The sequence below is a fragment of the Bacillus sp. DHT2 genome, from assembly GCF_026241455.1.
Classification (GTDB): Bacteria; Bacillota; Bacilli; order Bacillales; family Bacillaceae_G; genus Bacillus_A; species Bacillus_A pseudomycoides.
In genome coordinates, this window is sequence record NZ_JAPHWH010000004.1 from 64,573 (window position 1) to 80,163 (window position 15,591).

Annotated in this window: 16 protein-coding genes and 1 other annotated feature; all 16 genes read left to right on the forward strand. The window is 39.0% G+C overall.

The genetic code is table 11. The annotated features are described in order from the left end of the window. Window positions 1-11 precede the first annotated feature (11 nt). Window positions 12-908, forward strand: a complete 897-nt coding sequence (ilvE, locus tag ORL93_RS11560) for a branched-chain-amino-acid transaminase (protein ID WP_097794719.1) — start codon at window positions 12-14, stop codon at window positions 906-908. Between the two features lie 16 nt (window positions 909-924). Then, window positions 925-1,153 (forward strand) — a binding site (T-box leader). 72 nt (window positions 1,154-1,225) lie between these two features. Beyond that, entirely contained in the window at window positions 1,226-2,926 is a 1,701-nt protein-coding gene (gene ilvB / locus ORL93_RS11565; RefSeq protein WP_265959068.1) for an acetolactate synthase large subunit, read from the forward strand. Further along, on the forward strand, window positions 2,923-3,435 hold the full coding sequence (gene ilvN, locus ORL93_RS11570) for an acetolactate synthase small subunit (protein WP_016113993.1): 513 nt from the start codon (window positions 2,923-2,925) through the stop codon (window positions 3,433-3,435). Before ilvB ends, ilvN begins: the two co-directional genes overlap by 4 nt. A 27-nt stretch (window positions 3,436-3,462) precedes the next feature. Then, the gene (gene ilvC / locus ORL93_RS11575) at window positions 3,463-4,473 is read left to right on the forward strand and encodes a ketol-acid reductoisomerase (protein WP_006094145.1); all 1,011 of its coding nucleotides are present in this window, start codon (window positions 3,463-3,465) and stop codon (window positions 4,471-4,473) included. Between the two features lies 1 nt (window position 4,474). Then, entirely contained in the window at window positions 4,475-5,995 is a 1,521-nt protein-coding gene (locus ORL93_RS11580; RefSeq protein ID WP_265959069.1) for a 2-isopropylmalate synthase, read from the forward strand. An 85-nt stretch (window positions 5,996-6,080) separates the two neighbouring features. Then, the gene (gene leuB / locus ORL93_RS11585) at window positions 6,081-7,145 is read left to right on the forward strand and encodes a 3-isopropylmalate dehydrogenase (RefSeq protein WP_265959070.1); all 1,065 of its coding nucleotides are present in this window, start codon (window positions 6,081-6,083) and stop codon (window positions 7,143-7,145) included. After that, on the forward strand, window positions 7,145-8,539 hold the full coding sequence (gene leuC, locus ORL93_RS11590; protein ID WP_098160719.1) for a 3-isopropylmalate dehydratase large subunit: 1,395 nt from the start codon (window positions 7,145-7,147) through the stop codon (window positions 8,537-8,539). Before leuB ends, leuC begins: the two co-directional genes overlap by 1 nt. Then, a complete protein-coding gene (gene leuD / locus ORL93_RS11595) occupies window positions 8,517-9,095 on the forward strand; it encodes a 3-isopropylmalate dehydratase small subunit (protein ID WP_265959071.1) in 579 nt (192 codons plus the stop codon). The genes leuC and leuD overlap by 23 nt, the downstream gene beginning before the upstream one ends. 349 nt (window positions 9,096-9,444) lie before the next feature. Then, the gene (gene hisZ, locus ORL93_RS11600; protein WP_265959072.1) at window positions 9,445-10,707 is read left to right on the forward strand and encodes an ATP phosphoribosyltransferase regulatory subunit; all 1,263 of its coding nucleotides are present in this window, start codon (window positions 9,445-9,447) and stop codon (window positions 10,705-10,707) included. After that, the gene (gene hisG, locus ORL93_RS11605; RefSeq protein WP_018764206.1) at window positions 10,683-11,318 is read left to right on the forward strand and encodes an ATP phosphoribosyltransferase; all 636 of its coding nucleotides are present in this window, start codon (window positions 10,683-10,685) and stop codon (window positions 11,316-11,318) included. The genes hisZ and hisG overlap by 25 nt, the downstream gene beginning before the upstream one ends. A 14-nt stretch (window positions 11,319-11,332) precedes the next feature. Continuing rightward, window positions 11,333-12,622 carry a histidinol dehydrogenase gene (gene hisD / locus ORL93_RS11610; protein WP_265959073.1) on the forward strand — a complete coding sequence of 430 codons (1,290 nt, stop codon included), beginning with the start codon at window positions 11,333-11,335 and terminating at the stop codon, window positions 12,620-12,622. Further along, window positions 12,622-13,206: an imidazoleglycerol-phosphate dehydratase HisB gene (gene hisB / locus ORL93_RS11615; protein WP_006094150.1), complete on the forward strand. Its 585-nt coding sequence runs from the start codon at window positions 12,622-12,624 to the stop codon at window positions 13,204-13,206. Before hisD ends, hisB begins: the two co-directional genes overlap by 1 nt. After that, entirely contained in the window at window positions 13,207-13,836 is a 630-nt protein-coding gene (gene hisH / locus ORL93_RS11620; RefSeq protein ID WP_006094151.1) for an imidazole glycerol phosphate synthase subunit HisH, read from the forward strand. Next, window positions 13,809-14,528: a 1-(5-phosphoribosyl)-5-[(5-phosphoribosylamino)methylideneamino]imidazole-4-carboxamide isomerase gene (hisA, locus tag ORL93_RS11625; protein WP_097794712.1), complete on the forward strand. Its 720-nt coding sequence runs from the start codon at window positions 13,809-13,811 to the stop codon at window positions 14,526-14,528. Before hisH ends, hisA begins: the two co-directional genes overlap by 28 nt. Further along, entirely contained in the window at window positions 14,522-15,280 is a 759-nt protein-coding gene (gene hisF, locus ORL93_RS11630) for an imidazole glycerol phosphate synthase subunit HisF (RefSeq protein WP_018764211.1), read from the forward strand. The genes hisA and hisF overlap by 7 nt, the downstream gene beginning before the upstream one ends. Further along, the gene (gene hisI / locus ORL93_RS11635; protein WP_016114006.1) at window positions 15,277-15,582 is read left to right on the forward strand and encodes a phosphoribosyl-AMP cyclohydrolase; all 306 of its coding nucleotides are present in this window, start codon (window positions 15,277-15,279) and stop codon (window positions 15,580-15,582) included. Before hisF ends, hisI begins: the two co-directional genes overlap by 4 nt. Window positions 15,583-15,591: the final 9 nt, after the last annotated feature.

A 15,591-nucleotide genomic window follows, 5' to 3' on the forward strand; every position in this document is an offset into this window, starting at 1 on the left:
GGCGCTTTTAAGTGAATGAGCAATGGATTTTCTTAAATGGAGAATTTGTTCCAAAAGATGAAGCAAAAGTTTCAGTATATGATCATGGTTATTTATATGGCGATGGAGTGTTTGAAGGGATTCGTGTCTACAGTGGCAATGTCTTCAGGCTCAAAGAACATCTTATTCGTTTATACGAGTCAGCAAAATCCATTATGTTGGAAATTCCATATACGTTAGAAGAAGTGACAGATATTGTTGTTGAAACGATTCGTCAAAATAAGTTATCTAACGGATACATTCGTTTAGTTGTATCACGAGGTGCTGGGAATCTTGGACTAGATCCTGATTCTTGTTCGAAACCGAATGTAGTTGTAATTGCGGAACAGTTATCTTTATTTCCGTCGGAATATTACGAAAAAGGTATACCGGTTGTGACAGTTGCCACACGTCGTAATCGCCCAGACGTATTAACACCACAAGTAAAGTCTTTGAACTATTTAAATAATATTTTAGTTCGAATTGAAGCGAAGCTTGCTGGTGTGCAAGAAGCACTTATGTTAAATGAACAAGGTTATGTTGCAGAAGGGTCTGGCGATAATGTGTTCATTGTAAAAGGAAATAAATTAATTACACCACCAAGTTCTGCAGGGGCATTAGAAGGCATTACAAGAAACGCTATTTTGGAAATTGGAGAAAAGCTTGGATATGACGTAAGAGAAGAATTATTTACAAGACACGATGTATATGTAGCTGATGAGGTATTTTTAACAGGAACTGCAGCTGAAGTTATTGCAGTTACGACAGTTGATGGAAGAACGATTGGGCTTGGGAAAACGGGTCCACATACAAATCGTTTATTAGAAGAGTTTCGTAAATTAGTTGTAGAAGATGGAGAGAAAATTTACGAAGCAAATAAAGTTGGATGATAACTCATTATAAAGTTGTAAAGCGTTGATAGGGAGGAGTAGTTGATTGTGAAGCCTCACAGAGAGTCGGTGGTTGCTGGAAACCGATGGTTCACGTCGACGAACATCGCCCTTGAGTGCTAAACTGAAGCATTTGCCTAGGTTTAGACGGTAGCTCCGTTATTAGCTAGACTCATCCCCGAGTCACTGAGGCAAGAAGTATTCTTGCGAAGAAGGGTGGTACCGCGAAATCTTTCGTCCCTTCAGCACATAGCTGGAGTGTGGACGTAGGATTTTTTTATTGTAAAAAACAATTTTAAAGGAGGTTCGTAAGAGCAATGTCTTCAAAAACGGAAGAAAAGATGGCAACTGGTGCACAGCTGTTGTTAGAAGCGTTAGGAAAGGAAGATGTAGAAGTTATTTTTGGTTATCCAGGAGGTGCTGTATTGCCGCTCTATGATGCAATTTATGATTGCGAAATTCCTCATATTTTAACAAGACATGAGCAAGGAGCGATTCATGCAGCAGAAGGGTACGCGCGAATTACAGGAAAACCTGGCGTTGTCATTGCAACAAGTGGTCCAGGTGCGACAAATGTGATTACTGGTCTTGCAGATGCAATGATTGATTCTTTACCGCTTGTTGTTTTTACAGGTCAAGTAGCTACAACGTTGATTGGAAGTGACGCTTTTCAAGAAGCGGACATTATGGGACTTACGATGCCGGTAACAAAACATAATTATCAAGTGCGCAAGGCATCAGATTTACCAAGAATTATTAAAGAGGCATTTCATATTGCGAAAACGGGTCGACCAGGACCGGTCGTTATCGATCTTCCTAAAAATATGGTAGTAGAAAAAGGTGAGCGATGTAGTAACGTGCAAATGGATTTACCGGGATATCAACCAAATTATGAGGCGAATCCATTGCAAATCAACAAATTATTACAAGCGATTGATATTGCTGAAAAACCGTTGATTTTAGCCGGAGCAGGTGTACTTCATGCGAAAGCTGCAAAAGAATTAACAGATTTTGCACGAATGTATCGTATACCTGTTGTTCATACACTTCTTGGACTAGGTGGATTTCCGCCAAATGATAAATTATTTCTTGGAATGGGAGGAATGCATGGTTCTTATACAGCGAATATGGCTTTGTATGAGTGTGATTTACTCATAAATATCGGAGCAAGATTCGACGATCGTCTTACAGGAAATTTAGAGTACTTTGCTAAAGAGGCTACAGTTGTACATATCGATATTGATCCAGCAGAGATTGGAAAAAACGTTCCTACAGAAATTCCGATTGTGGCTAGCGCGAAACATGCTTTGGAGGCACTGCTCTCCTGTAAAAGAGGAAAAGAAAATCATAGTGCATGGCTATCGCTTTTAAAAAGCAGAAAAGAACAATATCCATTTTTCTATGATCAAGATTCTGAAGTGATTAAACCACAATCAGCAATTGATATGTTGTATGAAATTACAAAAGGAAAAGCAATTGTCACGACGGATGTTGGTCAGCATCAAATGTGGGCTGCTCAATATTATCCACTTGAAGACCCAGATAAGTGGGTGACATCAGGAGGGCTTGGCACAATGGGATTTGGATTTCCAGCTGCCATTGGTGCACAAATTGCCAGACCAAAAGAATTAGTTGTAGCGATTGTTGGTGATGCGGGTTTTCAAATGACATTACAAGAACTTAGTGTATTGAAAGAACATTCCTTACCGGTTAAAGTTTTGATTTTAAATAATGAAGCTTTAGGGATGGTAAGACAGTGGCAAGACGAATTTTATAATCAAAGATATTCTCACTCGTTGCTCTCTTGTCAACCGGATTTCGTAGCGCTTGCCCATGCATACGGCATAAAAGGGGTGCGAATTGAAAATCCGTTACTTGCGAAGGGACAGTTGCAAGAAGCGATTGATTTGCAAGAGCCTGTTGTAATTGATTGCAGGGTGCTACAGTCTGAAAAAGTTATGCCGATGGTTGCTCCTGGAAAAGGAGTTCATCAAATGGAGGGGGTGAAGGGACAGTGAAAAGGATTGTTACGGCGACAGTTCGAAATCAAAGTGGGGTTCTGAATCGGATTACGGGTGTTATGACCAGGAGGCATTTTAATATTGAAAGTATTTCGGTTGGACATACAGAGTCGTCTGATATTTCACGGATGACATTTGTTGTTCATGTTGAAAACGAGCAACAAGTGGAGCAACTGATCAAGCAACTTCATAAACAAATTGATGTGTTAAAAGTATCTGATATAACAGAAGAAGCAATGATTGCAAGAGAGTTGGCTCTTATTAAAGTAGCGACAACAAGTGTATCGAGAGCAGAATTATATAGTTTAATTGAACCGTTCCGAGCCGCTGTAATAGATGTTGGAAAGGATTCCATTGTCGTACAAGTAACGGGTACACAAGAAAAAGTAGAAGCTCTTATAGAGCTAATGCGTCCATATGGTTTAAAAGAAATTGCAAGAACAGGTGTTACTGCATTTACGCGGAGTATGAAAAAACAAGATAAACAAATTATGTTAATTCATTAATCATTTTAATATAGGGGGAGAAAGAATATGACAAAAGTTTATTATGAGAAAGATGTAGCGGTAAATGTATTAAAAGGGAAGAAAATAGCGATTGTTGGATATGGATCACAAGGTCACGCTCATGCACAAAACTTACGTGATAATGGTTTTGAAGTAGTAGTTGGACTTCGGAAAGGAAAGTCATGGGAAAAGGCGAAAGAGGATGGTTTTTCTGTATATTCAGTGGCAGAAGCTGCAAAATCTGCGGATGTAGTAATGATTCTTTTGCCTGATGAACTACAGCCAGAAGTGTATGAAACAGAAATTGAACCGAATTTACAAGCTGGAAATGCACTTGTGTTTGCTCATGGATTTAACGTTCATTTTAATCAAGTTACACCACCAGAAGATGTAGACGTATTTCTAGTAGCGCCAAAAGGACCTGGACATTTAGTACGTCGGACTTTTGCTGAAGGCGGAGCGGTTCCAGCGTTATTTGCTGTATATCAAGACGCAACAGGAACAGCCATTGAAAAAGCATTATCCTATGCAGATGGAATTGGAGCAACAAGGGCTGGAGTATTAGAAACTACATTTAAAGAAGAAACAGAAACGGATCTATTTGGAGAACAAGCTGTACTTTGCGGAGGTGTTACTGCACTTGTAAAGGCGGGATTTGAAACATTAGTAGATGCTGGTTATCAGCCGGAACTTGCCTACTTTGAATGCTTACATGAACTAAAGCTCATTGTTGATCTTATGTATGAAGGCGGACTTGAAAATATGAGATATTCCGTTTCTGATACAGCGCAGTGGGGAGATTTTGTATCAGGACCACGCGTTGTAACAGAACATACGAAGAAAGCGATGGATGAAGTGTTAAAAGAAATTCAAGATGGCACATTTGCAAGAGGGTGGATTGCAGAGCATAAAGCAGGAAAACCGCATTTCCATGCAACGAATGCTAAGGAAAATGAACATCAAATTGAAGTTGTTGGGCGTAAATTACGTGAAATGATGCCGTTTGTACAACCGAAAGTAAAGGCGGGGGTTAAATAATATGAAACAGATTTTGTTCATGGATACGACGCTTCGTGATGGCGAACAATCACCCGGAGTCAATTTAAATGAACAAGAAAAGTTACAGATTGCCAGGCAGTTAGAAAAACTCGGGATTAATGTGATGGAAGCAGGATTTGCAGCAGCTTCTGAAGGTGATTTTCGCTCAGTAAAACGAATTGCGGAAACGATTCGAAATGCTTCCGTTATGAGTCTAGCAAGGGCGAAGGAAAGTGATATTCAGAGAGCGTATGAAGCATTGAAAGGTGCATCATCTCCGCGGTTACACGTCTTTTTGGCAACGAGTGATATTCATATGAAATATAAGCTTTGTATGTCAAAGGAGGATGTATTAGATAGTATTCATCGCTCTGTAACTTTAGGGAAATCCTTATTTCCTACAGTGCAATTTTCGGCAGAAGATGCAACGAGAACGGCTCGCTCTTTTTTAGCAGAAGCTGTGGAAGTTGCGATTCGAGCTGGAGCGGATGTTGTTAATATTCCGGATACAGTAGGTTATACAAATCCAGAAGAATATTATTCTCTTTTTAAATATTTACAAGAATATGTTCCTTCTTATGAAAAAACTATTTTCTCTTGTCATTGTCATGATGATCTTGGTATGGCAGTAGCAAATTCATTGGCAGCCATTGAAGGTGGGGCACTGCAAATAGAAGGGACGATGAATGGGATTGGAGAGCGTGCAGGTAATGCTGCTTTAGAAGAAGTAGCAGTTGCTTTGCACATTAGAAAAGACTATTATGAAGCCGAGTCTTCTATAACACTAAAAGAGATTAAAGCAACAAGTACATTAGTAAGCCGGTTAACGGGTATGGTAGTTCCAAAAAATAAGGCGATTGTTGGAGCGAATGCATTTGCGCATGAATCAGGTATTCATCAAGATGGTGTATTAAAAGAAGTAACGACATATGAAATTATTGAGCCAGAACTAATTGGAGAAGCACAAAATTTATTTGTACTTGGAAAACATTCTGGTCGCCACGCTTTTACTGAAAAAATGAAAGAACTCGGTTATGAGTTTACGGAAGAAGAGCGAGATATAGCATTTAGTGCATTTAAGAGATTAGCAGATCGTAAAAAAGAGGTTACAGAAGAAGATTTACGTGCATTAGTACTAGGAGAAACAGCATTTTCAACACAGCAGTATAACATTAAACAATTACAAGTGCATTTTGTATCCAACAGTACACAATGTGCAACAGTTGCACTGGAGGATGAGGCAGGTAATGTGTACGAAGATGCAGCAACAGGAGCAGGTAGTATTGAAGCGATTTATAATGCAATTCAAAGAATTCTAGGACTTGAGTGTGAGTTAGCTGATTATCGCATTCAATCCATTACACAGGGACAGGATGCACTTGCTCATGTTCATGTTGAATTGAAAGAAGGAACACATCAAGTTGCAGGTTTTGGTGTTGCGCAAGACGTGTTAGAAGCATCAGCTAGAGCTTATGTACATGCAGCGGGAAAATTAAAGGCTTTGTTATTCCTTGCAAAGTAATGTTTTGATAAGTGGGGGGATACCCCTACTTATCGAAAATGAATTCTGAATAATCAGTAAAATTATAAAAAAGGGGTGCTGATCATTGGAAAAACGTATTGTTTGTTTAGCGGGTGATGGTGTTGGACCAGAAATTATGGAGAGTGCCAAGGAAGTTTTACACATGGTAGAAAGGTTATATGCTCACCGTTTTTATTTACAAGATGAACAATTTGGAGGCGCTGCGATTGATTCGTTTGGGCAACCATTGCCGTCAAGAACATTAGCAGCATGTTTAGCGAGTGACGCTGTATTACTAGGTGCGGTTGGTGGACCTCGCTGGGACGAAGCGAAAGAAAGACCGGAAAAAGGATTGCTGGCGCTTCGAAAAGGGCTTGGTGTATTTGCTAATGTTCGTCCTGTCACTGTAGATGCAGCAACTGCTCATTTATCCCCATTGAAGGCGGCTGATGAGGTGGATTTTGTTGTCGTTCGTGAGTTAACGGGAGGGATTTATTTCTCCTTTCCAAAAGAAAAAACAGAAGAGGTAGCAACAGATACACTTACTTATCATCGTCATGAAATTGAGCGCATTGTTTCTTACGCTTTTCAATTGGCAAGTAAACGTCGTAAAAAAGTTACTTCCATTGATAAAGCAAATGTTTTAGAGTCGAGTAAACTTTGGAGGGAAGTAACAGAAGAAGTAGCACTTCGCTATCCGAATATTGAACTTGAACATATTTTAGTAGACGCAGCTGCTATGGAGTTGATTCGTAATCCGGGCCGGTTTGATGTCATAGTAACTGAGAATTTATTTGGGGATATTTTAAGTGATGAAGCCTCTGTATTAGCAGGGTCTTTAGGGATGCTTCCATCGGCGAGTCATGCAGAGAATGGACCTTCGCTATATGAACCAATTCATGGATCAGCACCAGATATTGCAGGGAAAAATAAAGTGAATCCAATTGCAATGATGCGTTCAGTTGCAATGATGCTTGGGCAATCTTTTGATTTAAGAAGAGAAGGAGAAGCGATTGAAGAAGCAATTTCTGCTGTTCTCCGATTGGGGAAATGTACAGCTGATATAGGTGGAAATGAAACAACATCGTCTTTTACAAAATATGTACTACAAGAAATGGAAGAACAAGCGCTAGTAGGGAGAGGGAGATAATGGCAAAAAGGTTACTAGATAAACTGTGGGAGAGACACGTTGTTACAACAAATGAAAATGGGTTAGATTTATTATATATTGACCTTCATCTCGTGCATGAAGTAACATCACCGCAAGCCTTTGAGGGCTTGCGGCTTGCAAATCGGAATGTTCGGAGACCAGATTTAACATTTGCAACGATGGATCATAATATTCCAACAAAAGATGTTTGGAACATTACAGATCGTATTGCTAAGCAACAATTAGATACGCTTCGTGAAAATTGTAAGCAATTTAATATTCTGTTGGCGGATATTGATGATGAAAATCAAGGGATTGTTCATGTTATTGGTCCAGAGCTAGGACTTACACAACCGGGAAAGACCATTGTATGTGGCGATAGTCATACGGCAACACATGGAGCCTTTGGAGCGTTGGCGTTTGGGATAGGTACAAGTGAAGTCGAGCATGTATTAGCAACTCAAACATTGTGGCAGAGCAAGCCGAAAGCGATGGGGATTGAATTAAAAGGGAAATTACCTAAAGGAGTATATGCAAAAGATATAATTTTACACCTTCTGGCTACATATGGGGTAGCAGTTGGAACTGGATATGTGATGGAGTTTTACGGAGAAGCAATTACAAATATGGAAATGGAAGAGCGTATGACACTTTGTAATATGGCGATTGAAGGTGGAGCAAAAGCAGGGATTATTGCGCCGGATGAGAAAACATTTGCTTATGTAAAAGGGCGTGAGTATGCGCCGGAAGAGTTTGACTTGGCAGTGGCGAATTGGAGGGAATTCTATACTGAGCCAGATGCAATATATGATACTTATATTTTGGTAGATGTTGCTGAACTAGCGCCATATGTAACATGGGGAACAAACCCGAGTATGGGTATGCGTATTGATGAACAGTTACCAGAAACACGTGATAAAAATGATGAACGAGCTTTTGCATATATGGGGCTTCAGTCAGGACAAAGTGCATTTGAAATTCCAGTTCAGCATGTATTTATTGGTTCCTGTACAAATTCCCGTTTATCAGATTTAGAAATTGCCGCAGCTGTTGTAAAAGGAAAGAAGGTAAAAGAAGGAGTGCGAGCACTTGTTGTACCAGGATCCAAACGAGTACGAAAAGCAGCGATGGAAAAAGGACTGCATCGTATATTTGAAGAAGCTGGATTTGAATGGAGAGAGCCTGGGTGTTCTATGTGTCTGGGGATGAATCCAGATCAAGTGCCTGAGGGAGAGCATTGTGCATCTACTTCCAATCGGAATTTTGAAGGACGACAAGGGAAGGGTGCGAGAACACATTTAGTCAGCCCTGCGATGGCGGCCGCAGCAGCGCTTTATGGTCATTTCGTTGATGTGAGAAAGGAGAGTTATGATGGAGCCATTTCATATTCATAAAGGCACTGTTGCTGTACTAATGAACGATAACATTGATACAGATCAAATCATTCCAAAACAGTATTTAAAGAGGATTGAACGAACTGGTTTTGGGAAATTTTTATTTGATGAATGGCGTTATGAGGACGACAGGAAAGAGAATCCAGATTTCCCACTAAATGCACCTGAGCGAAAAGGAGCAAGCATATTAATTACAGGTGAAAATTTCGGCTGTGGTTCATCAAGAGAGCATGCGCCATGGGCACTTGCTGACTATGGATTTCGTGTTATTATCGCGGGGGGATTTGCAGACATTTTTTATATGAATTGTACGAAAAATGGTATGCTTCCTATCATTATGGAAAAGGAAATGCGTGAAAAGCTAGCAGCTGTGGGTCCAAGAGATGTGATAGAAGTTGATTTAGAGAATGAAGTGATTACAACTCCGCTACATCGTTTTCATTTTACAATCGAAAAGATGTGGAAAGAAAAGCTATTAAGTGGTTTAGATGAAATCGGAATCACGCTTCAATATGAACAAAACATTGAAGAATATGAACGAGAAACAGCTCGCTAATTTGTTTAGTGAGCTGTAATAAAAAACACAAAAAGTTTGAATTTTGTTTACATTCTGAATTCCGTGTTATATACTATGTGAAAATAAGAGGAGAAAGGGAGTAAGGATAATGTTTACATTACAATCTATCAATATGCTTACACAACTACATCATCATACATAAACCCTTGAACCTAGCGTGAACAACGTGTAGGTACAAGGGTTATTCCCGTTGTACCTACACCCTATGAAGGGGCCTTGTAGGTATTTTTTCTACAAGGCTCTTTTTATTTTGTTCGTGATTGTTATAGTGTGCATACACTAGAAGGAGAAAGTTTGGTGAACAGAATTGAAAGGAGTGTAAAGCAGTATGACAAAATGGAAACGAGCAAATCCAGATGGAACAAGAGATTATGTATTTGAAGAGTGTACATTAATAGAAGAAGTTGAACAAAAATTACGACGTACTTTTTTAGAAAGAGGCTATGAGGAAATACGAACGCCTACGATTGAATTTTATGATGTCTTTTCTTTTCGGAATCGGCCGATAGATGAAGAGAAAATGTATAAGTTTTTTGACCAACAGGGACGCATTATCGTGTTAAGGCCTGATATGACAATTCCACTTGCAAGAGTAATAGGAACCCACGGTGAGGAAGCGCCTGTAAAATTAACATACAGCGGGAACGTGTTTCGAGCGAATGAATCACTATCTGGAAAATACAATGAAATCATTCAAACAGGTATTGAAATAATCGGGATTGATAATATACGTGCTGAAATTGAATGTATCGTAAGTGCAATTCATGCTCTTCAGGCTGTAGGGATTCAGGCTTTTACAATAGAATTAGGGCAAGTTCAGTTATACAAATGTATTGTTAAAAAGCTGTCATTTGGAGAAGAAGAGGAGTCGCTCTTACGTACGTATATTGAAAGTAAAAATTATGCAGAGTTATCCCGTTTTTTACAAGAAAAGAATTTAGATCGACGTGATGAAACTGTACAGTTACTTGAAAAATTACCAAGATTATTCGGAAAACTCGAAGTAATTGAAGAAGCGGAAAAGCTTGCTTCAAACTATGAGATGAAGCAAGCAATCGCGCGGGTAAAAGAAATCTATAAAACGATTGAAAAATTAGGATATGGTTCGTATATATCAATTGATCTTGGGATGATTCAACATTTGCATTATTATACAGGAGTTATTTTTAGAGGTTATATATATGATGTTGGGGGAGAAATTGTTAGTGGCGGAAGATATGATGAATTGCTTGGTAATTTTGGAGAACCGATGTCAGCAGTCGGCTTAGCTGTACAAGTAAATCAAATTGTCCGGACATTACAAGAACAGCAAAAACAATTCAAACGAAAAAAATTAGATATGATCATTCATTATTCTTTGGATAGGATAGCAGAAGCAGAAAGACTATGTGGTTTACTTCAGAAAGATGGGTGGAAAGTGGAATTGTCTATGTTTGAGAATTTGCAAGATACATTTCAGTTTGCGAAGAAGGAAGGGATTATAAAAGTGATCGAAGCGACTGGAAAAGCATTAGTGGAATATGTGTGGAAAGAAAAATGGGTGATACAGAAAGAAGGGGAAACTTCATGCGTAACATTCAAATTGCGTTAACAAAGGGGAGGCTTGAGAAACATGTCATTCCACTGTTTGAAAAGATTGGGATTGATTGTTCGGAACTGATGGATAAAGGAAGAAAGCTTGTATTCCAAAGCGCTAGTAGGAATGTTTCATTCATTCTAGTGAAAGCAGTAGATGTTGCAACTTATGTGGAACATGGTGTTGCAGACATTGGTATTGTTGGAAAAGATATTTTAATGGAATATGAGAAAGATATATATGAAATGGTGGATTTAGAAGTAGGATGTTGTAAGTTTTGTGTCGCTTCTATCCCAACATATAATCCGAAAGGCTATCGGAAAAAGAGAATTGCTACAAAATATCCGCATATTACTTCCACTTATTTTCGTGATAAGGGAGAAGATGTAGAAATTATTAAAATAGAAGGTTCGGTAGAAATCGCTCCACTTCTTGGATTAGCAGATGCGATTGTTGATATTGTAGAGACGGGAAAAACATTACAAGAAAATGGATTGATTGTATTTGAAGAAATGTATTCAATATCAGCTCGCATGATTGTAAATAAAGCTGCTTTAAAAACAAAAAAAGACGAAATATTCGATATTATCAATAATATGGAGTGTGTAATCACTGCAGATAAATAAAGGAGGGACCCTGGGTGGAGGTAATATCTGAAAACTACACGGAAGCGCTGAAGAGAATAAAACAGTTAAGAGAACAGGCTAATATAATAGAAGAAACTGTACAGATACGCGTAAGAGAAATTGTTGAGCGGGTGAGAGAAAGGAAAGATGAGGCTCTATTTTCTTATACAAAAACTTTTGATGGAATTGAATTACAAAAGTTACATGTTGCAAAAGAAGAAATTGAAAAAGCGAGTGAATATGTAGAATCTTCATTTCTAGAAGCATTGCAATGCGCAAAGAAAAACATCATCTCATACCATGAAAAACAAAAAAGGCAATCCTTTTTAGATTGTGAAAACGAAGGTGTGATTCGTGGGCAACTGATTAGACCATTGCAAACAGTTGGTGTATATGTACCAGGAGGAACTGCATCTTATCCGTCATCGGTACTCATGAATGTATTACCTGCTAAAATTGCCGGTGTCCAGAAAGTTGTAATGGTAACACCACCAGGGAAAGAGGGAATAGATCCACATATTTTAGCAGCTGCTGAAATTGCCGGTGTAGATGAAATTTATACCGTAGGTGGTGCACAAGCTATAGCGGCATTAGCATATGGGACGGAATCGATTCCGAAAGTCGATAAAATTGTCGGTCCAGGGAATATATATGTGGCTTTTGCAAAACGTGAGGTATTTGGAGCTGTTCATATCGATATGATTGCTGGACCATCTGAAATCGTTGTAATTGCTGACAAAACTGGAAATGCGTCTTTTATCGCAGCAGACTTATTATCTCAAGCTGAGCATGATGTGAGGGCAACAGCGATTTGTATTACAACTTGTGTAGAACTTGCTAAAGAGATAGAAAGAGAAATAAAGCAGCAACTTCGAGTATTACCAAGAAGTGAAATAGCTCGTGAGTCGATAAAAAGAAACGGAGCAATTCTCGTTGTTCCTTCGCTAAATCACGCGTTTCAATTGTCGAATGAAATAGCACCGGAGCATTTAGAGTTGCATATAAATGAGCCGATGAATGCCTTGGCATATATTCAGCATGCGGGTTCGATTTTTATTGGACCGTATGCCCCAGAGCCTCTTGGAGACTATTTTGCAGGACCGAATCATGTACTGCCAACAAGCGGAACAGCGCGTTTCTTTTCGCCGTTATCAGTTGATGATTTTGTGAAAAAATCGAGCTTTGTATCATATACAAAAGAAGCGTTACAAAACGTTCAACACCATATTACAACGCTCGCCGATAAAGAGGGATTACACGCGCACGCGAGAGCAATTCAAATTCGATTTGAGGAGGAGAAATAATGCGTGAGGCAAGTCAAGTACGGGGAACGACAGAAACAAAAATTAAACTGAGTTTACACTTAGATGAAAGTACAGACGTTTCAATTCAAACAGGGGTTGGATTCTTTGATCATATGCTAACTTTGTTTGCGAAGCATGGCAGATTTGGTTTGCAAATTGAAGCAGAAGGTGATGTGTTTGTTGACGCTCATCATACTGTTGAAGATGTTGGGATTGTGCTTGGAAACTGTTTGAAAGAAGCATTGCAAAATAAAGAAGGTATTAACCGCTATGGAGCAGCATATGTACCAATGGATGAAGCATTAGGTTTTGTAGCGATTGATATAAGTGGACGATCTTATCTTGTCTTTCAAGGTGAATTGAAAAACCCTAAGTTAGGAGATTTTGATACAGAACTGACAGAAGAGTTTTTCAGAGCGGTTGCTCATGCAGCGAATATAACACTACATGCTCGCATTTTATATGGCAGTAATACCCACCACAAAATTGAAGCGTTATTTAAAGCATTTGGACGTGCACTGCGTGAAGCGGTAGACAAAAATGACAAAATTGTTGGTGTAAACTCTACGAAAGGACTGTTGTAATTGATTGCAATTGTAGATTATGGAATGGGGAATATTCGCAGTGTTGAACAAGCGTTAACACGTATTGGGGCTGAGCATATTGTAACAGATGATAAAGAGAGGATATTACAAAGTGACGGTGTGATCTTACCAGGAGTTGGGGCTTTTCCAAAAGCGATGATCGCTTTGCAGGAAAAAGATCTTGTTTCAGTGATTCAAGAAATTGGAGTGCAAGGAAAACCACTCCTTGGCATTTGTTTAGGGATGCAGCTTTTATTTGAAGAAAGTGAAGAAATAGAGAGAACGAAAGGGTTAGGTTTGTTGCCAGGACTAATTCGAAAGCTGGAAGTTCCTTATAAAATCCCGCATATGGGTTGGAATCAATTAAAGAAGAAACGAGAAATTAAGTTGTGGAATGAAGTAGAAGATGGTTCATTTGTGTATTACGTTCATTCCTACTATGCAGATTGTCCAAGTGAGATTGTATGTGGCAGTAGTGACTATAAGATTGATATTCCAGGGATTGTTGCGAAAGGAAATATATTTGGGGCACAGTTTCACCCTGAAAAAAGCGGTGATATCGGAATACAAATGTTAAGAAATTTTAAAGGAGTGGTAGAATCATGGAAATCTTCCCAGCTATCGATTTAAAACAAGGACGGTGTGTTAGGCTTTATCAAGGAGAATTTAATAAAGAAACAGTTATGAATGAAGATCCAGGTGCTCAAGCATTATTGTTTGAAAAATTAGGAGCAAGAACATTGCACATTGTTGATCTAGATGGAGCGGTTGCAGGTCAATCAATGAATCTTTCCGTAATTGAGGATATATGTAAAGCAGTTCGAATTCCGGTTCAAGTAGGCGGAGGAATACGTTCTCTCGAAACGGTTGAAATGTTACTGTCAGTAGGAGTGAAAAAAGTCATTTTAGGAACGGCAGCATTGTATGATCGTCCTTTTTTAGAAGAAGCAGTTCGTTTATATGGAGAAAACATTATTGTTGGTATTGATGCGAAAAACGGTTACGTTGCAACGAGAGGCTGGTTAGATGTGTCTGAAATTTCTTATATCGACCTTGCGAAGAAAATGGAAAGTGTCGGCGTACAAACAATCATTTTTACAGATATTGCAAAAGACGGTACGTTAGAGGGTCCGAACTTTGAGCAATTGCAATTACTACAGAAGGCGGTGGCAATCCGTATTGTTGCATCGGGCGGTGTATGCTCATTGCAAGATGTACAGAAGTTAAACGATATGAATGTATATGGCGTTATTATTGGAAAAGCGCTATATAAAAAAACAATTGATTTAGAAGAGGCATTGCAGGTGACAAAGATATGTTAACGAAGCGAATTATTCCATGTTTAGATGTGAAAGGCGGCCGCGTTGTAAAGGGCGTGAATTTTGTAGGATTACAAGATGTTGGTGATCCTGTTGAAATAGCTGCTTTGTATAATAAAGCAGGTGCAGATGAAATTGTTTTTTTAGATATTACGGCGACGCATGAGGGGAGAAAAACAATTATAGATGTTGTAGAGAGAGCGGCGTCGAAAGTGTTTATTCCGCTTACAGTAGGTGGCGGGATTGCAACTGTTCAAGATATGTATGCCTTGCTAAGAGCAGGCGCGGACAAAATTTCACTTAACTCAGCGGCAGTACGAAATCCAAATTTAATTGAGGAAGGTGCCGAACATTTCGGTTCTCAATGTATTGTGGTCGCAATTGATGCAAGGGAAGTAAAAGAAAATAAATGGAATGTATATGTAAACGGTGGACGGATTGATACGGGAATCGATGCTGTACAATGGGCAAAACAGATAGAACAGTTAGGAGCTGGTGAAATTTTACTTACGAGTATGGATGCAGATGGGACGAAGGATGGCTATGATATTCGTTTAACAGAAACAATTTCAGAAGCTGTTTCGATTCCAGTTATTGCGTCAGGAGGATGTGGAAGCGCAGAGCATATTGTAAAGGTGTTTCAAAAAACATCGGTAAATGCAGCATTAGCAGCCTCTATTTTTCACTATGGTGAGGCAACAGTGCAAGAGGTGAAGCGAAAATTACAAGAAGCGAAAATTGAGGTGAGAATATGACACCTGATTTCTCCAAGGGATTGTTGCCAGCTGTTGTGGTAGAAGAAGAAACAAAAGAAGTTTTGATGCTAGCATATATGAATGAAGAAGCATATAAAAAAACGTTAGAAACGAAGAAAACATGGTTTTATTCACGTTCGCGGCAAGCGTTATGGAACAAAGGAGAAACGTCTGGGCACATGCAGTATGTTCAGTCTCTTTATTTAGATTGTGATCAAGATTCGATTGTAATTATTGTTAAGCAAGTAGGACCAGCTTGTCATACAGGAGAGAAAACATGCTTTCATTATAAAATCATATAGGGGGACCTG